We start from the raw sequence: 22413 nt of genomic DNA, 5'->3' as shown, positions 1-22413 counted from the left end.
ACGTTGAAGTAGTCCGGGCGGCCGGCGTGCAGAGACCTTTCGTACGCCGGCTGTCCCCGCAAGTCCCTCCCGGGGCCTGCGCGCCCGGACGCCTGCGTCACAGGCAACCTCCCGCGCCACAAAGCGCTGCCGAACAGCACAGCTCGCCGAACCGACGGCACCCACAAAAAATCCCTCAGCAGCACCGACGTAACCCTCAGCACCCCTCCCTCAGGGTGCGTATCGCCGGAGGCAACACCGTGACCACTCAGGCCATTCTGGACGCGATCCAGTCGCCGGACTCGACGCCGGCCGACTTCGCCGCCCTGCCGCTCCCCGAGTCGTACCGCGCGATCACCGTGCACAAGGACGAGACGGAGATGTTCGCGGGTCTGGAGACCCGCGACAAGGACCCGCGCAAGTCGATCCACCTCGACGAGGTGCCGCTGCCCGAACTGGGCCCGGGCGAGGCCCTGGTGGCCGTCATGGCCTCCTCGGTCAACTACAACTCCGTGTGGACCTCGATCTTCGAGCCGCTGTCCACCTTCGGCTTCCTGGAGCGCTACGGCCGCACCAGCGAGCTGGCCAAGCGCCACGACCTGCCGTACCACATCATCGGCTCCGACCTCGCGGGCGTCGTCCTGCGCACCGGCCCCGGCGTCAACTCCTGGAAGCCCGGTGACGAGGTCGTCGCGCACTGCCTGTCCGTCGAGCTGGAGTCCTCGGACGGCCACAACGACACCATGCTCGACCCCGAGCAGCGCATCTGGGGCTTCGAGACCAACTTCGGCGGCCTCGCCGAGATCGCGCTGGTCAAGTCCAACCAGCTGATGCCCAAGCCGGGTCACCTCAGCTGGGAGGAGGCCGCCGCTCCGGGTCTGGTCAACTCCACCGCGTACCGCCAGCTGGTCTCCCGCAACGGCGCCGGCATGAAGCAGGGCGACAACGTCCTGATCTGGGGCGCGAGCGGCGGACTCGGCAGCTACGCCACGCAGTTCGCGCTCGCGGGCGGCGCCAACCCGATCTGTGTCGTGTCCTCGCCGCAGAAGGCGGAGATCTGCCGCTCGATGGGCGCCGAGGCGATCATCGACCGCAACGCCGAGGGCTACAAGTTCTGGAAGGACGAGAACACCCAGGACCCGAAGGAGTGGAAGCGCTTCGGCAAGCGCATCCGCGAGCTCACCGGCGGCGAGGACATCGACATCGTCTTCGAGCACCCCGGCCGCGAGACCTTCGGCGCGAGTGTCTTCGTCACCCGCAAGGGCGGCACCATCACCACCTGCGCCTCGACCTCGGGCTACATGCACCAGTACGACAACCGCTACCTGTGGATGTCGCTGAAGCGGATCATCGGTTCGCACTTCGCCAACTACCGCGAGGCCTGGGAGGCCAACCGGCTCATCGCGAAGGGCAAGATCCACCCCACCCTGTCGAGGGTCTACTCCATCGAGGAGACCGGCCAGGCCGCGTTCGACGTGCACCGCAACCTCCACCAGGGCAAGGTCGGCGTCCTCTGCCTCGCCCCCGAGGAGGGCCTCGGCGTGCGCGACGAGGAGATGCGCGCCAAGCACATCGACGGCATCAACCGCTTCCGCAACGTCTGAGACACCCGAGGTCATAGATGACTGAGCGTCAGAACGCCGACGGGGCAAGGGAGAAGGACCGGCCGTGGCTCATGCGCACGTATGCCGGTCACTCCACGGCCGAGGCGTCCAACGAGCTGTACCGGCGCAACCTCGCCAAGGGCCAGACCGGCCTGTCGGTCGCGTTCGACCTGCCGACGCAGACCGGCTACGACTCCGACCACATCCTCGCCCGCGGCGAGGTCGGCCGGGTCGGCGTGCCCGTCGCGCATCTCGGTGACATGCGCCGGCTGTTCCAGGACATCCCCCTGGAGCAGATGAACACCTCGATGACGATCAACGCCACCGCCATGTGGCTGCTGGCGCTCTACCAGGTCGTCGCCGAGGAGCAGGGCGCGGACATCACCAAGCTCCAGGGCACGACCCAGAACGACATCGTCAAGGAGTACCTGTCGCGGGGGACGCACGTCTTCCCGCCGGGGCCCTCACTCCGGCTGACGACGGACATGATCGCGTACACGGTCTCCCACATCCCGAAGTGGAACCCGATCAACATCTGCAGCTACCACCTGCAGGAGGCGGGCGCCACGCCGGTCCAGGAGATCGCGTACGCGATGTCCACCGCGATAGCGGTTCTCGATGCCGTGCGCGACTCAGGGCAGGTCCCCGCCGAGAAGTTCGGGGACGTCGTGGCCCGTATCTCCTTCTTCGTGAACGCGGGCGTCCGCTTCATCGAGGAGATGTGCAAGATGCGGGCGTTCGGGCGGATCTGGGATCAGGTCACGCGCGAGCGCTACGGCATCGAGAACCCCAAGCAGCGCCGCTTCCGGTACGGCGTCCAGGTCAACTCCCTCGGTCTGACCGAGGCGCAGCCGGAGAACAACGTCCAGCGGATCGTGCTCGAGATGCTGGCCGTGACGCTGTCGAAGGACGCCCGTGCGCGTGCCGTGCAGCTGCCCGCCTGGAACGAGGCGCTGGGTCTGCCCCGGCCCTGGGACCAGCAGTGGTCGCTGCGCATCCAGCAGGTCCTGGCGCACGAGAGCGATCTGCTGGAGTACGAGGACATCTTCGCCGGCTCGCACGTCATCGAGGCGAAGGTCGCGGCGCTGGTCGAGGAGTCCCTCACCGAGATCGAGCGGATCCAGGAGATGGGCGGCGCGATGGCCGCCGTCGAGTCCGGCTACCTCAAGTCGCAGCTGGTCTCCTCGCACGCCGAGCGCCGCGCTCGTATCGAGTCCGGCCAGGAGAAGATCGTCGGCGTCAACATCTTCGAGACGACCGAGCCCAACCCGCTGACCGCCGACCTGGACACCGCGATCCAGACGGTCGACCCGGCGGTCGAGGCCCGGGTCATCGCGGGCCTGGAGCACTGGCGCGACACCCGCTACCAGCCGCCCTTCAACCACCCGCGCCCGTGCAAGGCGCTGGACCGGCTGAAGGAGGCCGCCAAGGGCACGGACAACCTCATGGAGGCCACCCTGGAGTGCGCCCGCGCCGGCGTCACGACCGGCGAGTGGGCCGGGGCCCTGCGCGAGGTGTTCGGCGAGTTCCGGGCGCCCACGGGTGTCTCGTCGGCTCCGGTTGCCGTCGCGGCCGAGGAGGGCAGCGCGCTGTCCCTCGTCCGCCGCAAGGTCCAGCTGACGGCGGAGGACCTCGGCGTCGGCAAGCTGCGCTTCCTGGTCGGCAAGCCCGGCCTGGACGGGCACTCCAACGGCGCCGAGCAGATCGCCGTCCGGGCGCGGGACGCCGGCTTCGAGGTGGTCTACCAGGGCATCCGGCTGACGCCGGAACAGATCACGGACGCGGCCCTCGCCGAGGACGTGCACGCGGTCGGCCTGTCGATCCTCTCCGGTTCGCACGCTCAGCTCGTGCCGGACGTGCTGGAACGACTCCGTGTGGCCGGTGCCACAGATATACCCGTGATCGCCGGTGGCATCATCCCGAATGGTGACGCCGAGCAGCTCCGGGCCGCCGGAGTGGCCGCCGTCTTCACCCCGAAGGACTTCGACATCACCGGAATCATCGGCCGCATCGTCGACGAGATCCGGAAAGCGAACAAGCTCGACCCCCTGGAGGTCCCCGCATGACGACCGTCAACCGCCTTCGCCCGCGGCGCTCCTGCCTGGCTGTACCGGGCTCGAACCCGCGCTTCCTCGAGAAGGCGCAGGGTCTCCCGGCTGACCAGGTCTTCCTCGACCTCGAGGACGCGTGCGCCCCGCTCGCCAAGCCCGAGGCGCGGCACACCATCGTCAAGTTCCTCAACGAGGGCGACTGGACGGGCAAGACGAGGGTCGTGCGCGTCAACGACTGGACGACCGAGTGGACGTACCGTGACGTCGTCACCGTCGTCGAGGGCGCCGGCCAGAACCTCGACTGCATCATGCTGCCGAAGGTGCAGACGGCCGAGCAGATCGTCGCCCTCGACCTCCTGCTGACCCAGATCGAGAAGACGATGGGCTTCGAGGTCGGCAAGATCGGCATCGAGGCGCAGATCGAGAACGCCCAGGGGCTGAACAACGTCAACGAGATCGCGACGGCCTCCCAGCGTGTCGAGACCATCATCTTCGGCCCGGCCGACTTCATGGCGTCCATCAACATGAAGTCGCTGGTCGTGGGCGAGCAGCCGCCCGGCTACCCGGCGGACGCCTACCACTACATCCTGATGAAGATCCTGATGGCCGCCCGCGCCAACAACCTCCAGGCGATCGACGGCCCCTACCTCCAGATCCGCAACATCGACGGCTACCGCGAGGTCGCCCAGCGCGCCGCCGCGCTCGGCTTCGACGGCAAGTGGGTGCTGCACCCGGGCCAGGTCGAGGCGTCCAACGAGATCTTCTCGCCGTCGCAGGAGGACTACGACCACGCCGAGCTGATTCTGGACGCGTACGACTACTACACGTCCGAGGCGGGCGGCAAGAAGGGCTCCGCGATGCTCGGCGACGAGATGATCGACGAGGCCAGCCGCAAGATGGCGCTCGTCATCTCCGGCAAGGGCCGCGCGGCCGGCATGCAGCGCACGTCGAAGTTCGAGATCCCGGAGGCCTGAGCGCGATGCAGTTCGGACGCACCTACGAGGAGTTCGAGGTCGGGGCGACGTACAAGCACTGGCCGGGCAAGACGGTCACGGAGTACGACGACCACCTGTTCTGTCTCCTGACGATGAACCACCACCCCCTCCACATGGACACCAACTATGCGGAGAAGACGACGGACTTCGGCAAGAACGTCGTCGTCGGGAACTACATCTACTCGCTGCTGCTCGGCATGAGCGTGCCGGACATCTCCGGCAAGGCCATCGCCAACCTGGAGATCGAGTCGCTCAGGCACGTGGCGCCGACCTTCCACGGCGACACCATCTACGGCCAGACGACCGTGCTCGACAAGTGGCCGTCGAAGTCGAAGAACGACCGCGGGATCGTCTACGTCGAGACCAAGGGCTACAAGCAGGACGGCACGCTCGTGTGCGTGTTCCGCCGCAAGGTGATGGTGCCGACCGAGACGTACATCAAGGAGCGCGGCGGCGAGCAGCCCGGCCGCCCCGAGCTCAAGGAGCAGGAGAAGTAGCCATGGCGCGACTCGCCCAGACCGCCGGTCTGACCGACATCCAGCAGGAGATCCTCTCCACCGTCCGCGACTTCGTGGACAAGGAGATCATCCCGGTCGCGACCGAGCTGGAGCACCGCGACGAGTACCCGCAGCAGATCGTCGACGGCCTCAAGGAACTGGGCCTGTTCGGCCTGATGATTCCCGAGGAGTACGGCGGTCTGGGCGAGTCGCTCCTGACGTACGCCCTGTGCGTCGAGGAGATCGCCCGCGGCTGGATGTCGGTCTCCGGCATCATCAACACCCACTTCATCGTGGCGTACATGCTCAAGCAGCACGGCACGCAGGAGCAGAAGGACCACTTCCTGCCGAGGATGGCGGCCGGCGACATTCGCGGCGCCTTCTCGATGTCGGAGCCGGGCCTGGGCTCCGATGTGTCGGCCATCACATCGAAGGCGGTGAAGGACGGCGAGGAGTACGTCCTCAACGGCCAGAAGATGTGGCTGACGAACGGTGGAACGTCAAGTCTGGTCGCCGTACTCGTCCGAAGTGACGAAGGACACCCTGAGGGCACGGCGCCCCACAAGTCGATGACGACCTTCCTCGTCGAGAAGGAGCCCGGCTTCGGAGAGGTCCGCCCCGGCCTCACCATCCCCGGCAAGATCGACAAGATGGGCTACAAGGGCGTCGACACGACCGAGCTCATCATGGACGGCCTGCGCATTCCGGCCGATCGGGTGCTCGGCGGCGTCACCGGCCGAGGTTTTTACCAGATGATGGACGGCGTCGAGGTCGGCCGCGTCAATGTGGCGGCGCGTGGCTGCGGTGTCGCTCAGCGTGCGTTCGAGCTGGGTGTTCAGTACGCCCAGCAGCGACACACCTTCGGCAAGCCGATCGCCCAGCACCAGGCCATCCAGTTCAAGCTGGCCGAGATGGCTACCAAGGTCGAGGCCGCGCATGCGATGATGGTGAACGCGGCACGCAAAAAGGACTCCGGGGAACGAAACGACCTTGAGGCTGGGATGGCGAAGTACCTCGCCTCCGAGTACTGCAAGGAGGTCGTGGAGGACGCCTTCCGGATCCACGGCGGCTACGGCTTCTCCAAGGAGTACGAGATCGAGCGCCTCTACCGCGAGGCTCCGATGCTGCTGATCGGCGAAGGTACCGCCGAGATCCAGAAAATGATCATCGGTCGCAGGTTGCTCGAAGAGTATCGGTTCCAGGGCTGAATATCCGGATACGGGGTGTTTTCTTGGAGAAGAAGATCACACCCCGTCAGCGCTGTTCAGCCGCCGACTCGGCTTCCTGGCTTGCCCAGTTGTGGCCCGCGACCGGTACCATCCCGGGAAAGCCGCCGTCCCCTGATACCGCGCGGCATCATCCGCTACGAAGGTCATCCATGCCCCACAGCCAAACCTCTGCACCACGCGACAGCCAGGTCGGCGGCGTACGCCTCGCGCGCGGAGCATCGCCGTGGCTTCTCCCGACCGTCGCCACCGCAGCCGTCAGCCTGCTGCGCGCACGCCGCTCCGGCGTCGCCAAGGCCGTCGCCGTGCCCGCCACCGCTCTCGCGGCGGGCATGCTGTGGTTCTTCCGCGACCCCGAGCGCGAGATCGCCCAGGGCCGGGTCATCTCGCCCGCCGACGGTGTGGTGCAGAGCATCATGCCGTGGAAGGACGGCCGCACCCGCGTCGCGATCTTCATGAGCCCGCTGAACGTCCACGTCAACCGCGCGCCGCTGTCGGGCACGGTGACGTCCGTGGAGCACATCCCGGGCGGGTTCGTTCCGGCGTTCAACAAGGAGAGCGAGAACAACGAGCGCGTCGTCTGGCACTTCGACACCGAACTCGGCGACATCGAGATGATCCAGATCGCCGGCGCGGTGGCCCGCCGCATCGTCCCCTACATCCCGCAGGGCACGAAGGTCGAGCAGGGCGACCGTATCGGTCTGATCCGCTTCGGCTCGCGTGTCGACATCTACCTGCCCGAGGGCGTGGAGGTCGCGGTCGAGGTCGGGCAGAAGACCGTGGCTGGGGTGACTCGCATTGACCGTGATTGATCCCGAGACCCAGCCGGGCTGGGTGCCCGAGGCCGACGAGGTCGACGAAGAGGAGGAGATGCCTCTTTCTCTCCGCCTGTCGATAGCGGACACCCTCACCCTCGGCAACGCCACGTGCGGCTTCATGGCGGTGTACTTCACCACCACCGGCATCCTGATCCCGCACCTCACCGGCAGCCAGGAAACCGGCATGGCCCGCCACAGCGCGGCCACGGCGGTCATCCTGATGCTGTGCGCGGCGGTCTTCGACCTGTTCGACGGCCTGGTCGCGCGGAAGCTGCGCTCCTCCCCGATGGGCGCGGAGCTGGACAACCTCTCCGACCTGATCAGCTTCGGTCTGGCGCCGGCGTACTTCGTCCTGGTCTACGGCATGGTCGCCGACGACGCGCACCAGCGGGTGGCGGCGGTCGGCGCGATCGTCGTGTTGCTGGCGGTGGTGCTGCGGCTCGCGAGATTCTCCTGCGTGACGCCGCCGAACGGCATGTTCCAGGGCATGCCCTCGCCGTTCGGTGCGCTGACGGTGGTCTCGATCGTGCTGCTGGAGCTGCCGTTCGTGGCGACGCTGCTGGCGATCCTCGGTACCGCCTGGCTGATGGTGAGCCGGGTCGAGTACCCGAAGCCGCGGGGGCGGCTCGCCGTGGCGATGCTCGCCTGGATCGTGGTCAGCATGGGGCTGCTCGCCGCGTGGGCCTTCGACGCGCCGAGCGGGCAGCTGTTGCTGCAGACGGGTTGCGCGCTGCAGCTGGTGATGGGTGCGGTGATTCCGCTGTTCGCCACGGCTCGCCGGGTGAACAACTTCCGTGACAACCGGCGGGAGGCGCGGGCGGCGCAGCTGCCGTAGCGGGTTCTACGTCGCTGAAGGGGCTCCGAGCTGATGGCTCGGGGCCCCTTCGGTGTTTTTCTCGCCCCCGCCGCCCCTACCCGTCCCATCCTTCTGGGGCTCCGCCCCAGACCCCGCTCCTCAAACGCCTGAGGGGCTGACTTACCAGCCCGTCCGGCGTTTGAGGACGAGGCCCTTTCGGGGCCGACAGCGGGGGTGTGGGGGCGGCAGCCCCCAGGGGACGGCGTCAGGCCAGGAAGTCTGACGCGATCCGCTCCGCCACCCGCTCCAGGATCGGGCCCGCCTCCGCGATGCACTTCGCCACGTCGGGCTCGGTGTCCGTCAGCGGGTAGGCCCGGCGGATTCCGGCCCGGCCCAGTGCCTCCGGTGCCAGGGCGAGGCGGCCGCAGACCGCGACGACCTCCTTGTCGGCGGCGCGGGCCGCCGCGGCGACGCCCGCGGGGGCCTTGCCGTGCAGGGTCTGCTCGTCGAGGGAGCCCTCGCCGGTGATGACGAGCGTCGCCCGCTCCAGCGCGGGCGCGAAGCCCAGCACGTCCAGCATGACCTCGATGCCGGGGCGGAAGCGGGCGCCCAGCAGGAGGGCGCCGTAGCCGATGCCGCCGGCGGCGCCCGCGCCCGGTGCCACGGCGTGTTCGGCGGCGCCGGCGCCGACCGACTCCTCCAGCACCTTCGCGAAGTGCCCGAGGGCCGCGTCCAGCGTCTCCACGTCGTCCGGCGAGGCGCCCTTCTGCGGGCCGTACACCGCCGGCGCGCCCTTGGGGCCGGTCAGCGGGTTGTCTACGTCGCTGGCGAGGACCAGGTCGACCGAGGCCAGCCTGGGGTCGAGGCCCGAGAGGTCGGCCGTGGCCAGGTCACTCAGGCCCGCGCCGCCCGGGGTCACCGGCTCGCCGTCCGCGTCGAGGAAGCGCGCGCCGAGCGCCGTCAGCATGCCTGCGCCGCCGTCCGTGGTGGCGCTGCCGCCCACGCCGAACACGATCGTGCGGGCACCGGCGTCCAGGGCGGCCCGCAGCAGCTCTCCGGAGCCGTAGGTGGACGCCGTGAGCGGGGCGAAGACTCCCGCCGGGAGTCGCTGGAGACCGCTCGCCTCCGCCATCTCCACGACCGCCGTGTCGCCGCGCAGCGCGAACGCCGCCGTCACCTCGTGTCCGAGGGGCCCGGCGACCCGGATCTCGCGGCGCTCGAAGCCGGCCGCGACCGCCGCGTCCACGGTCCCGTCGCCGCCGTCGGCCACGGGCATGGCCTCCACGTCGAGGTCCGGCACGATCCGGCGCAGACCGGCGGTCACACGCTCGGCGACCTGCACGGCCGTGAGCGACCCCTTGAACTTGTCCGCGGCGATGAGCACGCGCTGTGTCACCTGTTTTCCCCTTGCTCTCCGGGCCTCGCGCACGTCAAGGCCAGTCGCGCCGCTGTGACCATAACCGGAGTCCGCCCCCGCCGTCATGCGCCGACCGGACGTTGAGAACCTGCTGCGGCCTCCCTGTGCAGACGCGCGGAATCGGGTAAACCGGTCCTATGACCCCTGTGGGCACCGAGCCAGAGCTCGGCGACCGCGTCCTCGGGGGCTGGCTGGGCCGGATCGCGGGCAACATGCTCGGCAAGCCGGTCGAGCAGGGCGACCTGTGGACGCGGGACCGTATCGACCGCTATCTGCGGCAGGCCGCCGCCCTGCCCCTGACCGACTATCTGCCGGAGCCCGTCGACGAGAGCGACGGCTTCGAGCTGCGGCCCGAGTGGCGCCAGTGCGTACGCGGCCGTATCCACGGCAGCTGCCGTGACGACGACGTCGACTACGCGATCCTCGGCCTCGACCTGCTGGAGACCCACGGCTTCGGCTTCAGCACCGAGCAGGTCGGCGACCTGTGGCTGCTGCGGCTGCCGTATCTGCAGACCTTCACGGCGGAGCGGGCGGCGTACCGCAATCTCGCCAACGGTCTGAAGCCGCCGCTCACGGCCACGTACGACAACCCGTACCAGGAGTGGATCGGCGCCCTCATCCGCGCCGACATCTACGGCTGGACCTGCCCCGGCCACCCGCGCCGCGCTGCCTCGCTCGCCCGCCGGGACGCGGTGCTGTCGCACACCGGCAACGGCGTGTACGGCGCGATGTGGGCGGCCGCGCTGGTCGCGGCGGCGTTCACGGCGCCAACGATCCGCCGGGCGGTCGACGAGGCGCTCGCGGTGATCCCGGCCGGCAGCCGGCTCGCCCGCACCGTGCGCCGGGTCGCCTCGCTCCATGACACCCGGATGACCTGGGAGGACACGCTCACCACGGTCGCCGAGGAGACCGCCGGGCTCGGCTGGATCCACACCGTGCCGAACGCGGCCGTGCTCACCGCCGGGCTGCTGTACGGCGACGGTGACTTCACCCGCAGCATCACGCTCACCGTGCGCGGCGGCCTGGACACCGACTCCAACGGGGCGACGGCCGGCTCGGTGGCGGGTGTGCTGACCGGGGCCGAGGCGATCCCGGACCAGTGGACGGCACCGCTGGAGGACACGGTCCGCAGCGCGGTGTTCGGGTTCGACGGGGCGCGGATCAGCGAACTGGCCCGGCGGACGGTTCGGCTGGCGGAGGCGGAGGTCTGACCGGTGGGGGCGGAGGTCTGACCGGTGGGGCGTGTGAGGTGCCGGGGACGGGGCGCGTGGGTGTCCGGGGCGGGGGCGTCGGCATCCGGGGCGGGGCGCGTCGCCGTCCGGGGCGGGGCGCATCGGCATCCGGGGCTGGGCGCGTCACCGTTGGAGGCGGGGCGCATCGGCATCCGGGGCTGGGCGCGTCACCGTTGGAGGCGAGGCGCATCGCCGTCCGAGGCGGGGCGCATCGCCGTCCGAGGCGGGGCGCACCGGCACCCGAGGCGAGGCGCACCGGCACCCGAGGCGGGGCGCATCGCCGTCCGAGGCGGGGCGCACCGGCACCCGAGGCGAGGCGCATCGCCGTCCGAGGCGGGGCGCACCGGCACCCGAGGCGAGGCGCATCGCCGTCCGAGGCGGGGCGCATCGCCGTCCGAGGCGGGGCGCACCGGCACCCGAGGCGGGGCGCGTCGGCGTCCGAGGCGGGGAGCCGAGCCTCCCCGAGCCGCGCCTGTGCTCCCCGAGCGGGGGCTGACGGCCCCGGCCCGGTCACCCGGGCTGGTTACTCTTCCTGGATGACGTCGACCCAAGACTTCGCCACGTACATCGCGGGCCTCCCCCGCGTCCTCGCCGGTGCCGCCGCCCTCTTCCGGGACGGCGAGGGCCGGGTGCTGCTCGTGGAGCCCAACTACCGTGAGGGCTGGGCGCTTCCGGGTGGCACGATCGAGTCCGACGACGGTGAGACGCCCCGCGAGGGTGCGCGCCGCGAGACGGCCGAGGAGATCGGCCTGGACCGGGAGCTCGGCCGGCTGCTCGCGGTGGACTGGGTGCGCGGCGCGGGACGGCCGCCGCTGGTCGCCTATCTGTACGACGGCGGGGTCCTCGGCGAGGACGACCTGAAGGCGATCCGGCTCCAGGAGGAGGAGCTGCTGTCCTGGCGACTCGTCGCACGCGAGGAGCTCACCGCGCATCTGCCGGGCGCCCTGGGGCGACGGGTGCTGGCCGCACTGGACGTCCTCGCGGACGGCGGGGGCACGGCGGAGCTGGAGAACGGCAACCGGGTCGGCTGACCTGGAGGCGGGCTCAGCCTCGGTGTCCCGGGGGCCTCATGTCCACCTCGCGCGGCGCCTCGTCACCTCGAATATCCATTCGCCGCCCGCACGGCCCCCGCCCTAACCTCGGCGGCATGACCAAGCCCCTCGTGGCCCTCCTCAGCGGGGCCGGTGTCTCGACCGATTCCGGGATCCCCGACTATCGCGGCCCGGCCGGGCTCTGGCAGCGGGACCCCGAGGCGCAGAAGCTCGTGACGTACGAGTACTACATGGGCGATCCGGAGATCCGGCGGCGCTCGTGGCAGATGCGGCGCCAGACCCACGCGCTGCGGCCCGAGCCGAACGCGGCGCACCGGGCGGTCGCCGAGCTGGAGCGGTCCGGGGTGCCGGTCCGGGTGATCACGCAGAACGTGGACGGGCTGCACCAGCTCGCCGGGATGCCCGCGCGCAAGGTGCTCGAACTGCACGGCACCGCGCGGCGGGTCGTGTGCACCAAGTGCCATGCGCGGGGGTCGATGGACGACGCCCTCGCCCGCGTCGAGGCCGGTGAGGCGGACCCGCCGTGTGCGCAGTGCGGCGGAATCCTGAAGTCGGCGACGGTGATGTTCGGGGAGCGGCTGGACCCCGTGGTCCTCGGCGAGGCCGTCGCGATCACCAAGGCGTGCCAGGTGTTCATCGCCGTCGGCACCAGTCTCCAGGTGCAGCCCGCGGCCGGGCTCGCCGGCGTGGCCGCCGACCACGGAGCGCGGCTCGTCATCGTCAACGCCGAGCCGACGCCGTACGACGAGATCGCCGACGAGGTGATCCGCGAGCCGATCGGCACCGCGCTGCCGAAGCTGCTGGCCGGGATCGGCGCGACGTAGGGGTCCGGCTAGGCGCGGATCCCGTCGCACGTGATGTGCAGCTGCCGCGGGCCACGCAGCACGGCGTTCTGCCGGTAGGGGGGCGGGTCCTGGAGCAGCCGCGGGTTCTCCAGTCTCCGGGCCAGCTCCGCCAGGGCGAACTGGGTCTCCAGCCGGGCGAGCGGTGCGCCGAAGCAGCTGTGGATGCCGCTGCCCAGGCCGAGGTGCTGGATGTCGGGGCGGTCCGGGTCGAAGCGGTCCGGGTCCTCGAAGCGCTGCGGGTCGCGGTTGCCCGAGGCCAGGACCAGCCAGAGCGGGGCGCCCTTGGGGATGGTGACGCCGCGGACCTCGATGTCGGCGAGGGTGGTGCGCTGCGGCACCAGTTGCACCGGCGGCTCGAAGCGCAGCAGTTCCTCGACGATGGGCACGGCCAGCCGTGGATCCTCGCGCAGCCGCCGCAGGACGTCGGGGTGGCGCAGCAGGGTCAGCATTCCGTTGGTGATGAGGTTGACGGTGGTCTCGTGGCCCGCGATCAGCAGGAGGGCCGCGGTGCTGAGGAGTTCCATCGTCGACATCGGGCCGTCCCCGCCCTTGGCCGTCGCCAGCCGGGAGAGCATGTCCTCGCCGGGGTTCTTGCGGCGCTCCTCGATCAGGCCGGCCAGGTACATGCCCAGTTCCATCCGGGCGTCGTGGGCGCCCTTGCCCGGCCCGGCGGCATCCGCGTCCGGGTCGGGGTCCAGGCTCGCGGCGAGGGTGTCCGCCCAGACGTGGAAGCGCGGCTCGTCCTCGCGGGGCACACCGAGCAGCCGGCAGATCACCGTCACCGGGAAGGGGTAGGAGAACTCCTCCACCAGGTCGAAGCGGCCCGGGTCGCCGATGCCGTCGATGAGGCCGGTCACGATGTCGTGGAGCTCCGGGCGCATCCCGTCGACGCGGTGCGGGGAGTGGGGCGGGCCGAAGGGCCGGTTCGTCATGCGGCGCAGCCGGTCGTGTTCCGGCGGGTCGAGCTTCAGGAAGCCCGGCGGCAGGGCGCCCTCCTCCGGGCCCGGCTCGGCCAGCGGGTCGGCGGTGTTCGAGGCCAGGTTGCGGGCGTCGGAGCTGATCCGGGGATCGTGCAGCAGGCTGCGGATCTCGTAGTAGGTGCTGATCACGTACGGCCCGCCGGCCTCGTGGTGGACCGGGGTCCGCCGCAGCTCCTCGTAGATCGGGTACGGGTCGGCCCGGTTGGCGTAGTCCAGGATCCGGTGCAGCAGGGATTGCGTCATGGCAGGTCCTTGTGGCCGTGCGGGTCAGTGCGCGGGCGTGAAGGTCATCCGGCGGTCGGCCGGCGAGTAGCCGCTGAGGGTCACGGTGGGGCCGTGGGTGGGCACCGACGGGTCGGGGAAGTCCGCGTCGATCGGGCGCTGCCCGTCCGGGCGCCGGTCGACCGTGGCGAACGGCGGCGGGAAGGGCGCGGTGGTCTCGATCAGTTCCTGGTAGAACGGCAGCCACCGGGCGTGGTCGAACGCCACGGCGCCCACGACGCGCCCCTGGTAGCCGTACACGGCGGTGAAGCGGTGATCCTTGAGCGAGCCCTGCGAGACGAGGATCTCCGTGCCCAGCGACGGCACGCCGACCGACTTGATGTTCACTCCGAACTGCGAGGACCAGAAGGACGGCACCTCCAGGTGGGGAACGCGGTCGGTGCTGTCGCTGAGCATGTTGTGCGCCGCGACCGCGGCCTGGCTGACGGCGTTGCCCCAGTGCTCCAGGGCCAGGAACTGGTAGCCGAACAGGGGGTGCGGGCAGCGGGCGACGTCGCCGGCGGCGTAGATGTCGTCGGTGACGATGCCGCGGATGTCGAAGGCGCGGCAGCCGGCGTCGCAGGCGATGCCCCGGGGGCCGGCCCCGAGTCCGGACCCGGCGAGCCACTCGGTGTTGCGGGTGGCGCCGAGCGAGACGATCACCACGTCGCACTCCACGGTGGAGCCGTCGGACAGCCGCGCGGCGCGCACCCTGCCCGAGGCGTCGCCCTCCAGCGCGGTCACCATGACCCCGCACCGCAGGTCCACGCCGTGCTCGCGCTGCATCTCGGCGGCGACCGCCCCGACGACGCCGCCGAGCGCGCCGACCAGGGGCGCCGCGCCGCGTTCGGCGACGGTGACGGGCAGGCCGCGCTCCCGGCAGGCTGCGGCGATCTCCGAACCGGTGAACCCGGCCCCGATGACCAGGACCCGGCTGGGTCCGGCGTCGAGCCGCCGGGCGAGCGCGGCGCTGTCGTCGCGGGTCCGCAGGACGAAGACGCCGTCGAGTTCCGCCTCGGCCTCGCGCGGCCACCGTCGCGCCCGCACTCCGGTGGCGATCAGTAGCCGGTCGTAGGGCACCTCGTCGCCGTCGGCCAGCCGCACCACGCGGTCGGCCATGTCCAGGCCGGCGGCCGCGACGCCGAGCCGCCAGGTCGCGTCGACGGATCGCAGCCTCGGCAGCGCGGTGCGCTCGGCGGCGGCCCTGCCGAGCAGCACCTGCTTGGACAGCGGGGGGCGGTCGTACGGTTCATGGGGTTCGTCACCGATCATGGTCAGGGTCCCCGTGAAGCCCTTGGCCCGCAGGGTTTCGGCGGCCCGCAGGCCGGCCAGCGAGGCGCCGACGACGACGATGCGGCCCTCGCGTCTGAGGTGTTCCAGCGATCCGTCAGCGTGCACCGGGCACCGCCTCGGCCGGTACGTCCACGGCGTCGACGAGGATGGCCCGGACGGGGCAGGCGGCGACGGCCTGGGCCACCTTCTCGCGCTGTCCCTCGTCGACCTCGGGGTTGTACAGCAGCGCCTCCTCGCCGTGCATGGCGAAGGTCTCGGGGGCGAGGAACGCGCACTGCGCGTATCCCTGACAGCGGTTCAGATCGACGGCGAGCCTGACCACGGGTTCGTCCTCTCCACTGGGTCCCGTTCCACCCCTCTGCGACCACTCTCGGGGGCCGCGGGGGATGCCACGACGAGGAGCGGACCGATCGAGTGAGCGGCCCTGTCAGGGGGAGGCCGCGGGACGGCGGCCGCGGAGGATGTTCAGGCTGAGGATCAGTGCCCAGGCCGGGAAGACCAGTTCGGACCAGGGCACGTCCGCTCCCACCACGAGCAGCGTCAGGCCCGCCAGATAGCCGAGGACTACGAGCGGGCGCGGGAGGGCGCCGAGCCGGCGGCCGATGGTCGACGTCGTGATGATGAACACCGCCGCCATCCGCATGGAGTACGTGGTCAGCAGGGCGTAGGCGAAGTCGCGGCCGAACGGGGAGCCCTGCTGACCGCTCTCGTCGAGCACGGTCCCGGCCGCGGCGGCGGCGCCGAACAGGGTGGCGACGAAGATCAGGCCGCTGCCGAGGAACACGGTGGAGACGAACCGGTCCTCCCCCTCGCGGGCCTGCTCGCGCAGGGCGCCCATGAACCACAGGAACGCGATCCCGGCGAAGGGGAGCAACTCGAGCGCCGTCCGTACGGCGCCGCGCTGTGCGGCGTCGACGGTCACGTCGCCGTCGGCTCCGCTCGGCAGAGCGGTGCGGACCAGGACGATCGACGCGGCCATCAGGACCGCGAACACCACCCCGGCCATCCCGGCGGCCCAGGGTGTCGCGAGGCGTTCGCGCTTGCGCTCCATGGTGTCCCGCTTTCTGCCTGTGCCTCCTCCGTACAGACATCAGGGATCCCGGGACCGGCGCCACCGGAGTCACCCGGGAGGGAGCGCGGTGTGCGGCATACGGGTCACTCGGCGGGCGTCGCTCAATCCGCTGCGCGGGCGCGGCGATTGGCGCAAGAATGCGATCATGACCTCTGCGATACGCCATGTGACGATCGACTCCGCCGACGCCTACGGTCTGGCCGGCTTCTGGTCCCAGGTGCTGGACCTGCCCGTGCACGAGGACGACAAGCCGGGCGACGAGGAGGTGCTCATCGAGGGGGCGGGGCTGCTGTTCGTCACCGTGCCGGAGCCCAAGGCCGGCAAGAACCGGGTGCATCTGGACCTCCAGCCGCAGGATCGCACCCGGGACGAGGAGGTCGAGCGGGTCCTCGCGCTCGGCGCCGCCCTGGTCGACGACCGCCGCCGCCCGGACGGCAGGGGCTGGGTCGTGCTCGCCGATCCGGAGGGCAACGAGTTCTGCGTGGAGCGCGGAGTGGCCGAGCTGGCCGGCTGAGGCAGCGGGCTCAGAACAATGCCGTACCGCTCTCGAAGTCCAGCAGCCGCTGCTTGCGGTCCAGTCCGCCGCCGTAGCCGGTGAGGCTGCCGTTCGCGCCGACGACGCGGTGGCAGGGGACGATGATGCCGATCGGGTTCTTGCCGTTGGCGAGGCCGACCGCGCGGGAGGCGCCGGAGTTGCCGAGGGTGTCGGCGAGTTCGCCGTAGGAGCGGGTCTCGCCGTACGGGATCTTGCGCAGCTGCTCCCAGACGGTGCGCTGGAACGGCGTTCCGGTCAGGCGCAGTTCGAGGGTGAACTCCTTCAGCTCGCCCGCGAAGTAGGCCTCCAGCTGTTCCTCCGCCTCGGCGAAGAGGGACTCGTCACGGGTGCCGAAGGAGTCCTCGGCCGGGCGGTGGCGCTGGTCGGTCATGTAGAGGCCGCACAGGACGCCGTCCTCGGCGACGAGGGTGAGCGGGCCGTAGGGGCTGTCGATGACGGTGTGCTGTTTCACTGACTTTCCTTACACGGGGAGGAAGTTGATCGGGTGGCTGTCCGTCGCCCACAGGTACTGGACGGCGTACGCCCGCCAGGGGCGCCAGGCCGCCGCACGGGCCGTGAGGGCCGCCGGGGTGGAGGGCAGGCCCAGTTCCCGGGCCGCGCGGCGGATGCCGAGGTCGGTGGGGAGGAAGGCGTCGGGGTCGCCGAGGGCGCGCATCGCGATGACGTCGACGGTCCAGGGCCCGAAGCCCGGCAGCGCGAGGAGTCTCGCGCGGGTCTCGGGCCAGTCGCTGTCAGGGCCCAGGCGCACCTCGCCGTCGGCGAGCCCGCGCACCAGGGTGGTGAAGGTGGTGCGTCGCGTGCGCGGCATCGCCAGTGAATCCGGGTCCACCGCGGCCAGCGCCTCGGGCGACGGGAACAGGTGGGTGAGGCCGCCCTCGGGGTCGTCGACCCGCTCGCCGTGGGCGGTGACCAGCCGGGCCGCATGGGTGCGGGCGGCGGCCGTGGAGACCTGCTGTCCGAGCACGGCCCGTACGGCGAACTCGGCCTCGTCGACGGTGCGCGGCACCCGGCGTCCGGGCGCCTTGTCGACGAGCGGGGCGAGCACCGGATCCGTGCGCAACTGGTCGTCGACCGCGACCGGATCGGCGTCCAGGTCGAGCATCCGGCGGCACCGGCTGATCGCGACGGTCAGGTCGCGCAGGTCACCGAGGGTGAGCCGGCAGGCGATGTGGTCGGGCTGCGGGGTCAGGGTCACGACGCCGTGGCCGTAAGGCAGCCTGAGTGTGCGCCGGTAGGCGCCGTCCCGCCACTCCTCGACCCCGGGTACGGCGGTCGCCGCGAGGTGGCCGAAGAGGTTGTCGGGGTTGAGCGGGGCGCGGAACGGCAGGCGCAGGGTGAGGGCGCCGGTGGTGTTGCCCGGGGTGCTGCGGGGTGCGCGGGCGCGCAGGTCGGTCGGTGAGAGGGCGAAGACCTCGCGGACGGTGTCGTTGAAGGTGCGGATGGAGGCGAAGCCGGCCGCGAAGGCGATGTCCGCCATGGGCAGGGGCGTCGTCTCGATGAGGAGGCGGGCCGCCTGGGCGCGCTGGGCGCGGGCCAGCGCGAGCGGGCCGGCGCCGAGTTCGGCGAGGAGCTGGCGTTCGATCTGACGGGTGCTGTAGCCGAGCCGGGTGGCGAGGCCGGGCACGCCTTCGCGGTCCACGACGCCGTCGGAGATCAGCCGCATCGCGCGGGCCACGAGGTCGGCGCGCTGGTTCCACTCCGGGGAGCCGGGGCTGGTGTCCGGGCGGCAGCGCTTGCAGGCCCGGAATCCGGCCTGCTGGCAGGCGGCCGCGCTCGGCAGGAACCGCATGTTGTGCGGCTTGGGCGGGACCGCCGGGCAGCTGGGCCGGCAGTAGATGCCGGTGGTGACGACCGCTGTGAAGAACCATCCGTCGAAGCGGGCGTCCTTGGACTGGACGGCGCGCACACAGCGTGCCGTGTCGATGTGCATCCCCTTCTGCATACGTCCAGCATCGACGACGGGGACGGCGGCGGCTGGCGAGAATCCGACATCAACCTCGGCTGTCCTGGGAGCCGCCGGATCACATCACGTCAGCCAGACCTAGACACATGAAGAATCGTTCATATGTTCCTGTGCGGTGGGTAAGATACCCCTCATGGGTCATGGAGCCGTCACCACCGCGCAGGACGCCCCCGAGCGCGTACGCCTGGACGCGGCCAACGTGGCCAAGGTCGCCACCACCCTCCAGGCCCTGTCCACGCCGTCCCGGCTGCTGATCCTGGCGCGGTTGCGCGAGGGACCGCTGCCGGCCACGGAGTTGGCGGCCGAGGTGGGCATGGAGCAGTCCGCCTGCTCGCACCAGCTGCGTCTGCTGCGCAATCTGGGCCTGGTGGTGGGCGAGCGGCGCGGCCGGTCGGTGGTGTACGCGCTGCACGACCACCATGTCGCCGAACTGCTCGACCAGGCCGTGTACCACGTGGAGCATCTGCGCCTCGGCATCAGCGACGCGGCCGAGTGAACCGCGCCGCCATGCCCGGCGGCGTCAGGACGCGCTCGGGCCCGGAGCCGGGCCCACGCCCCTCAACTGCTGTACGGTCCCGCCCAGTCGCGGCCGCAGCCGCTCCAGCAACTCCGGTTTGCCGCTGACCACCCAGCGGGTGCCGACGAGGTACTTCCCGCCGTAGACGGCGGCCGAGTCCAGCCAGGTCAGCTTGTACTTCTCCGCGGGGAACGTCGTGATCAGGTAGTCGCCCTCCTCGGTGTGGCAGACCCCCTCGCGCAGTTCGTCCGCCTCGGTCCGGATCTTGACCTTGCAGCCGGTCAGGTCGCCGATCACCTCGACCTTCGCGGGCGCCACGACACCGGCCACGGTCGCGGAGACGTTCGTCGGGCCGGTCCGCGCGCCGGCTCCCTTGTCGCCGCCACCGCCGCACGCGGTGGCGGTGAGCAGGAGGACCAGACCGCCCGCCGCCGCGACGAGACCCGTGCTTGCGCTGCTTCCTCGGTGTGACTGCACGAAGGTGGTACGGATCAAGGCCGGGCGGCGTTCACCTCGCGCGGCCCGGCGGACTCGGTCGGCAGCCAGCGGTCGGCGTAGGCACGCAGCCCGTCGAGCCGGGCGCCGCGTGCGACGTAGCCGAGGTGGCCGTCGGGCCGTACGAGGCCCTGGGCGACGGCCGGCCAGGGGCTCCGGTCGCCGAGGCGGTGCACGGTGACCAGGTCGGCGCGGCCGGCCAGGACCGGGGCGAGCCGCTCGTCGGGCCAGAGGTGCGGCGGCCCGGCCAGCAGCAGATGCCAGCCGGGTGCGGCGGTCCGCGACTGGAGTCCGCGGGGCAGATCGGGCAGCCGGTCACCGGCGCGCGGGCCACGGCGGGGCGGCCGGGTGCCGGCCGTCGAGGCGGGGCTGCGGCGGTAGTGGATGCCGAGTTCGGCGACGGTGCGGAAGATCCTCCGGCGAGGTACCGTCGCGTGCCTCACCAGCGGTACGAGGTGCGGGACCAGGCGGGCACGGGCGAACCGCAGGACGGGGTGCGCACCGGCGCCGACGGCGAACGCGCGGTCGGTGAACCGGCGTACGGCGTGGCCGACCGGGGCACGCTCGGCCTCGTAGGTGTCCAGCAGCTCCGCGGGCGCGGCGCCCCGGCAGACCATGGCCAGCTTCCAGCCCAGGTTGAGGGCGTCCTGGATGCCGGTGTTCATGCCCTGTGCACCGGCCGGGCTGTGGATGTGGGCCGCGTCGCCCGCGAGGAAGAACGGCCCGTAGCGGTAGCGGGCGGCGCCGCGGTTGTGGAGCCGGAACTCGGTCATCCACACGGGATCGCGCAGGACGAGCCCTTCGGCGCCCTGGCGATCGGCGATCCGCTGCAGCAGCGGCACCGTGACCTCGCCCTCCGCGGCGTCGGACGGCCGCATCGCGAGCATGCGCCAGGGGGCGGGCGAGCCGAGCGGGAAGAAGAACGCCATCCCGTCCCCGGTCATGTACGAGTGCACGGCCCCGGGCTCCAGGCCGTCCACCTCCAGGTCGGCGAGCAGATACGTCTGCGGGTAGGCGTAGCCCTCGAAGCCGATGCCGGCCTGGGCGCGCACGGTGCTGTGCGCGCCGTCGCAGCCGACGACATGACGGGCCGTCACGCTCTCCTCGGTGCCGTCCTTGCTCCGCAGCAGGCAGTCGACGTACGAACCGTGCCGTTGCAGCCGGACCAGCTCGGTGCCGCGTTCGACGCTCACGCCCCGGTCGGCGAGGTGCTCACCGAGCACGCCCTCCGTCTCGGCCTGGGAGAGGAACAGCAGGAAGGGGTACGGCGTGTCGGTCACGCCGAGGTCGAAGAGCGGCACCGACACCGTGCGCCGCGCCAGATGCAGCCGCAGCCCCACCGCGGGGTTGCCGCGCGCCACGAGTTCCTCGGACACCCCGAAGCCGGCGAGCGTCTCCAGGGTGCGCGGCTGGATGCCGAGCGCCCGGGACTCCCGTACGCGGTCCAGGGAGCGGTCTACGACCCGGAACCGGGTGCCGTAGGAGCGCAGTTGGGCGGCGAGCGCGAGTCCGGTGGGACCGGCGCCCACGATCAGCACGTCCAGGGGTGGCGCCATGGGTCCATGGTAGGCACGGCGTTCCTGGACCTGCCGGGCGGCCCGGGGATCACGGAGCGGCCGTACGAGGTGAACCCGGCGTTGGTCGAGTTCCGCACGGCCTGTTCCCGGTAAGGCCGAGCCGCCGTGTTCCCGGTGAGCCCGAGGCGCTCGGGGACGCGGGCGTGGGGGCGGCGCGCAGGCCCCGGACCGATGGGGACTTGCCGCCCTGGTCCGCCGGGCCGCCGACCGCGCGTGGATCGACGCCGAGCCGCGTCCGGGCAAGCGGCAGACCGCGCCGAGCATGCCGATGCGCGACGGCGAGAGCCGGCGGCGACAGCGGGCACACGGCCACCCTCGACCGTTACGCCCGGATCGCCAAGCCTCACCATTACGGCGAAACGCCGTTCTACGGCGTGCTGTGGAGCACCACCCTTCAGCAGAAGATCCCGGAGGAGTCGCTGTCCCGCGTCAGCTCCTACGACTGGTTCGGCTCGCTGTCCCTGGCCTCGCTCGGCCTGCTGGTCGCGGGCCCGGTCGCCGAGGCCACGAGCCTGACGGCGGCCCTCGCCGCCTGCAGCCTGTCCGTGGTGCTGGCGACCGCCGTCAGCGTCACGTTCCCGCAGGTCCGCGGCCTTCGGCCGGGCCGCGACCAGGAGGAACCCGCGGGATCCCGGGCCGGCTAGCCGCAGTGCCGGGCGAACGCCTCGTACGCCCGGTCGTCGAAGAGAACGAAGCGCACCTCTTCGACCGAGGTCGGTGTGTCGCGCACGGTCTCCACCGCGATGCGGGCGCCGTCGTCCATCGGCCAGCCGTAGACGCCGGTGGAGATCGCCGGGAACGCGACCGTCCGGGCGCCCAGTTCGTCGGCGACGCGCAGGGACTCGCGGTAGCAGGAGGCGAGCAGGTCCGAGCGGTCCTCGTCGGCCGACCAGACCGGGCCCACCGTGTGGATCACCCATCGCGCGTCCAGGTTCCCGGCCGTCGTGGCGACCGCCTGGCCCGTGGGCAGGCCCTTGCCGTACCGGGAGGCGCGCAGGTCGCGGCACTCGGCGAGGATGGCGGGGCCGCCGCGGCGGTGGATGGCGCCGTCGACTCCTCCCCCGCCGAGGAGAGAGGAGTTCGCGGCGTTGACGACGGCGTCGGCCGTCTCTCGGGTGATGTCGCCCTGCGCGAGCCTGATGGTGGTCATGACTGCCTCTATAGCAGGGCCCTGCGGCCCGTGCAGG

At 71.4% G+C, this 22413-nt stretch carries 23 protein-coding genes; 13 read left to right on the top strand and 10 right to left on the bottom strand.

Annotation, left to right across the window (positions count from 1 at the left end):
• The first annotated feature begins 239 nt into the window (after nt 1-239).
• The 7 genes from ccrA to pssA all read left to right on the top strand — a co-directional run bounded on the left by ccrA (nt 240) and on the right by pssA (nt 8005).
• Nucleotides 240-1583, top strand: coding sequence for a crotonyl-CoA carboxylase/reductase (gene ccrA, locus ACIRD7_RS03075; protein ID WP_403448945.1), 1344 nt, complete (start codon nt 240-242; stop codon nt 1581-1583).
• Between the two features lie 17 nt (nt 1584-1600).
• Nucleotides 1601-3649, top strand: coding sequence for a protein meaA (locus tag ACIRD7_RS03070; RefSeq protein ID WP_403448942.1), 2049 nt, complete (start codon nt 1601-1603; stop codon nt 3647-3649).
• Nucleotides 3646-4608, top strand: a complete 963-nt coding sequence (locus tag ACIRD7_RS03065; RefSeq protein WP_030948307.1) for a CoA ester lyase — start codon at nt 3646-3648, stop codon at nt 4606-4608. Before ACIRD7_RS03070 ends, ACIRD7_RS03065 begins: the two co-directional genes overlap by 4 nt.
• Nucleotides 4609-4613: 5 nt before the next feature.
• The gene (locus ACIRD7_RS03060; RefSeq protein ID WP_391687126.1) at nt 4614-5126 is read left to right on the top strand and encodes a MaoC family dehydratase; all 513 of its coding nucleotides are present in this window, start codon (nt 4614-4616) and stop codon (nt 5124-5126) included.
• A 2-nt stretch (nt 5127-5128) separates the two neighbouring features.
• Nucleotides 5129-6334 carry an acyl-CoA dehydrogenase family protein gene (locus ACIRD7_RS03055; RefSeq protein WP_402699282.1) on the top strand — a complete coding sequence of 402 codons (1206 nt, stop codon included), beginning with the start codon at nt 5129-5131 and terminating at the stop codon, nt 6332-6334.
• A gap of 170 nt (nt 6335-6504) precedes the next feature.
• On the top strand, nt 6505-7164 hold the full coding sequence (locus ACIRD7_RS03050) for a phosphatidylserine decarboxylase (protein WP_003996602.1): 660 nt from the start codon (nt 6505-6507) through the stop codon (nt 7162-7164).
• Nucleotides 7165-7186: 22 nt separating this feature from the next.
• Nucleotides 7187-8005, top strand: a complete 819-nt coding sequence (pssA, locus tag ACIRD7_RS03045) for a CDP-diacylglycerol--serine O-phosphatidyltransferase (RefSeq protein ID WP_403451631.1) — start codon at nt 7187-7189, stop codon at nt 8003-8005.
• Nucleotides 8006-8231: 226 nt separating this feature from the next.
• On the opposite strand, the gene ACIRD7_RS03040 is transcribed toward pssA, so the two are convergent.
• Nucleotides 8232-9350 carry a glycerate kinase gene (locus ACIRD7_RS03040; protein WP_403451629.1) on the bottom strand — a complete coding sequence of 373 codons (1119 nt, stop codon included), beginning with the start codon at nt 9348-9350 and terminating at the stop codon, nt 8232-8234.
• Nucleotides 9351-9520: 170 nt separating this feature from the next.
• Here ACIRD7_RS03040 and ACIRD7_RS03035 point away from each other — a divergent pair, with 170 nt between their 5' ends.
• From ACIRD7_RS03035 to ACIRD7_RS03025, 3 genes are all read left to right on the top strand, one after another.
• Nucleotides 9521-10594 carry an ADP-ribosylglycohydrolase family protein gene (locus ACIRD7_RS03035; protein WP_403448938.1) on the top strand — a complete coding sequence of 358 codons (1074 nt, stop codon included), beginning with the start codon at nt 9521-9523 and terminating at the stop codon, nt 10592-10594.
• A gap of 557 nt (nt 10595-11151) precedes the next feature.
• Nucleotides 11152-11646, top strand: coding sequence for an NUDIX domain-containing protein (locus ACIRD7_RS03030; protein ID WP_403448935.1), 495 nt, complete (start codon nt 11152-11154; stop codon nt 11644-11646).
• A 116-nt stretch (nt 11647-11762) separates the two neighbouring features.
• Nucleotides 11763-12491, top strand: coding sequence for an SIR2 family NAD-dependent protein deacylase (locus ACIRD7_RS03025; RefSeq protein ID WP_403448933.1), 729 nt, complete (start codon nt 11763-11765; stop codon nt 12489-12491).
• Nucleotides 12492-12499: 8 nt separating this feature from the next.
• Here the strand turns inward: ACIRD7_RS03025 and ACIRD7_RS03020 are convergent, their stop codons facing one another.
• The 4 genes from ACIRD7_RS03020 to ACIRD7_RS03005 form a co-directional block, all read right to left on the bottom strand.
• Nucleotides 12500-13735, bottom strand: a complete 1236-nt coding sequence (locus tag ACIRD7_RS03020) for a cytochrome P450 (RefSeq protein ID WP_403448931.1) — start codon at nt 13733-13735, stop codon at nt 12500-12502.
• 24 nt (nt 13736-13759) lie between these two features.
• Entirely contained in the window at nt 13760-15151 is a 1392-nt protein-coding gene (locus tag ACIRD7_RS03015) for an NAD(P)/FAD-dependent oxidoreductase (RefSeq protein ID WP_403448928.1), read from the bottom strand.
• Nucleotides 15141-15368 (bottom strand): ferredoxin, encoded by a 228-nt coding sequence (locus ACIRD7_RS03010; protein ID WP_403448927.1) that lies wholly within the window; start codon nt 15366-15368, stop codon nt 15141-15143. Before ACIRD7_RS03010 ends, ACIRD7_RS03015 begins: the two co-directional genes overlap by 11 nt.
• A 105-nt stretch (nt 15369-15473) precedes the next feature.
• Nucleotides 15474-16097: a hypothetical protein gene (locus tag ACIRD7_RS03005; protein ID WP_403448924.1), complete on the bottom strand. Its 624-nt coding sequence runs from the start codon at nt 16095-16097 to the stop codon at nt 15474-15476.
• Nucleotides 16098-16263: 166 nt separating this feature from the next.
• Between ACIRD7_RS03005 and ACIRD7_RS03000 the strand changes: the two genes are divergently transcribed.
• Nucleotides 16264-16632 (top strand): VOC family protein, encoded by a 369-nt coding sequence (locus ACIRD7_RS03000; RefSeq protein WP_403448921.1) that lies wholly within the window; start codon nt 16264-16266, stop codon nt 16630-16632.
• Between the two features lie 10 nt (nt 16633-16642).
• Here ACIRD7_RS03000 and ACIRD7_RS02995 read toward each other — a convergent pair whose 3' ends face one another.
• On the bottom strand, nt 16643-17125 hold the full coding sequence (locus tag ACIRD7_RS02995; RefSeq protein ID WP_403448918.1) for a methylated-DNA--[protein]-cysteine S-methyltransferase: 483 nt from the start codon (nt 17123-17125) through the stop codon (nt 16643-16645).
• 9 nt (nt 17126-17134) lie between these two features.
• On the bottom strand, nt 17135-18604 hold the full coding sequence (locus ACIRD7_RS02990; protein ID WP_403451627.1) for an AlkA N-terminal domain-containing protein: 1470 nt from the start codon (nt 18602-18604) through the stop codon (nt 17135-17137).
• Between the two features lie 166 nt (nt 18605-18770).
• On the opposite strand from ACIRD7_RS02990, the gene ACIRD7_RS02985 reads away from it, so the two are divergent.
• Nucleotides 18771-19133 carry a metalloregulator ArsR/SmtB family transcription factor gene (locus tag ACIRD7_RS02985; protein WP_217212654.1) on the top strand — a complete coding sequence of 121 codons (363 nt, stop codon included), beginning with the start codon at nt 18771-18773 and terminating at the stop codon, nt 19131-19133.
• Nucleotides 19134-19157: 24 nt separating this feature from the next.
• On the opposite strand, the gene ACIRD7_RS02980 is transcribed toward ACIRD7_RS02985, so the two are convergent.
• Together ACIRD7_RS02980 and ACIRD7_RS02975 are read right to left on the bottom strand one after the other, a co-directional pair.
• The gene (locus ACIRD7_RS02980; protein ID WP_403451626.1) at nt 19158-19646 is read right to left on the bottom strand and encodes a hypothetical protein; all 489 of its coding nucleotides are present in this window, start codon (nt 19644-19646) and stop codon (nt 19158-19160) included.
• The gene (locus ACIRD7_RS02975; RefSeq protein WP_403448916.1) at nt 19646-21205 is read right to left on the bottom strand and encodes an FAD-dependent monooxygenase; all 1560 of its coding nucleotides are present in this window, start codon (nt 21203-21205) and stop codon (nt 19646-19648) included. Before ACIRD7_RS02975 ends, ACIRD7_RS02980 begins: the two co-directional genes overlap by 1 nt.
• A 395-nt stretch (nt 21206-21600) precedes the next feature.
• Between ACIRD7_RS02975 and ACIRD7_RS02970 the strand changes: the two genes are divergently transcribed.
• The gene (locus ACIRD7_RS02970; RefSeq protein ID WP_403448913.1) at nt 21601-21870 is read left to right on the top strand and encodes a hypothetical protein; all 270 of its coding nucleotides are present in this window, start codon (nt 21601-21603) and stop codon (nt 21868-21870) included.
• On the opposite strand, the gene ACIRD7_RS02965 is transcribed toward ACIRD7_RS02970, so the two are convergent.
• Nucleotides 21867-22376, bottom strand: coding sequence for an O-acetyl-ADP-ribose deacetylase (locus ACIRD7_RS02965; protein WP_403448910.1), 510 nt, complete (start codon nt 22374-22376; stop codon nt 21867-21869). The two genes, ACIRD7_RS02970 and ACIRD7_RS02965, sit on opposite strands and share 4 nt — an antisense overlap.
• Nucleotides 22377-22413: the final 37 nt, after the last annotated feature.

This window comes from Streptomyces sp. NPDC093568, assembly GCF_044764945.1.
Taxonomy (GTDB): Bacteria; Actinomycetota; Actinomycetes; order Streptomycetales; family Streptomycetaceae; genus Streptomyces.
The sequence above is the reverse complement of the archived record's forward strand: the minus strand, read 5'-3'. Positions and strand labels throughout refer to the sequence as shown.

Excerpts from the sequence above, each read along its gene's own strand:
- ACIRD7_RS03060 (WP_391687126.1), top strand. The coding sequence starts at position 4,614 with ATGCAGTTCGGACGCACCTACGAGGAGTTCGAGGTCGGGGCGACGTAC.
- ACIRD7_RS03035 (WP_403448938.1), top strand. The coding sequence starts at position 9,521 with ATGACCCCTGTGGGCACCGAGCCAGAGCTCGGCGACCGCGTCCTCGGG.
- ACIRD7_RS02990 (WP_403451627.1), bottom strand. The coding sequence starts at position 18,604 with ATGCACATCGACACGGCACGCTGTGTGCGCGCCGTCCAGTCCAAGGAC.
- ACIRD7_RS02965 (WP_403448910.1), bottom strand. The coding sequence starts at position 22,376 with ATGACCACCATCAGGCTCGCGCAGGGCGACATCACCCGAGAGACGGCC.
- ACIRD7_RS02975 (WP_403448916.1), bottom strand. The coding sequence starts at position 21,205 with ATGGCGCCACCCCTGGACGTGCTGATCGTGGGCGCCGGTCCCACCGGA.
- ACIRD7_RS03030 (WP_403448935.1), top strand. The coding sequence starts at position 11,152 with ATGACGTCGACCCAAGACTTCGCCACGTACATCGCGGGCCTCCCCCGC.
- ACIRD7_RS03065 (WP_030948307.1), top strand. The coding sequence starts at position 3,646 with ATGACGACCGTCAACCGCCTTCGCCCGCGGCGCTCCTGCCTGGCTGTA.
- ACIRD7_RS03005 (WP_403448924.1), bottom strand. The coding sequence starts at position 16,097 with ATGGAGCGCAAGCGCGAACGCCTCGCGACACCCTGGGCCGCCGGGATG.
- ACIRD7_RS03070 (WP_403448942.1), top strand. The coding sequence starts at position 1,601 with ATGACTGAGCGTCAGAACGCCGACGGGGCAAGGGAGAAGGACCGGCCG.
- ACIRD7_RS03025 (WP_403448933.1), top strand. The coding sequence starts at position 11,763 with ATGACCAAGCCCCTCGTGGCCCTCCTCAGCGGGGCCGGTGTCTCGACC.
- ACIRD7_RS03020 (WP_403448931.1), bottom strand. The coding sequence starts at position 13,735 with ATGACGCAATCCCTGCTGCACCGGATCCTGGACTACGCCAACCGGGCC.
- ACIRD7_RS03000 (WP_403448921.1), top strand. The coding sequence starts at position 16,264 with ATGACCTCTGCGATACGCCATGTGACGATCGACTCCGCCGACGCCTAC.
- ACIRD7_RS03050 (WP_003996602.1), top strand. The coding sequence starts at position 6,505 with ATGCCCCACAGCCAAACCTCTGCACCACGCGACAGCCAGGTCGGCGGC.
- ACIRD7_RS03055 (WP_402699282.1), top strand. The coding sequence starts at position 5,129 with ATGGCGCGACTCGCCCAGACCGCCGGTCTGACCGACATCCAGCAGGAG.
- ACIRD7_RS02985 (WP_217212654.1), top strand. The coding sequence starts at position 18,771 with ATGGGTCATGGAGCCGTCACCACCGCGCAGGACGCCCCCGAGCGCGTA.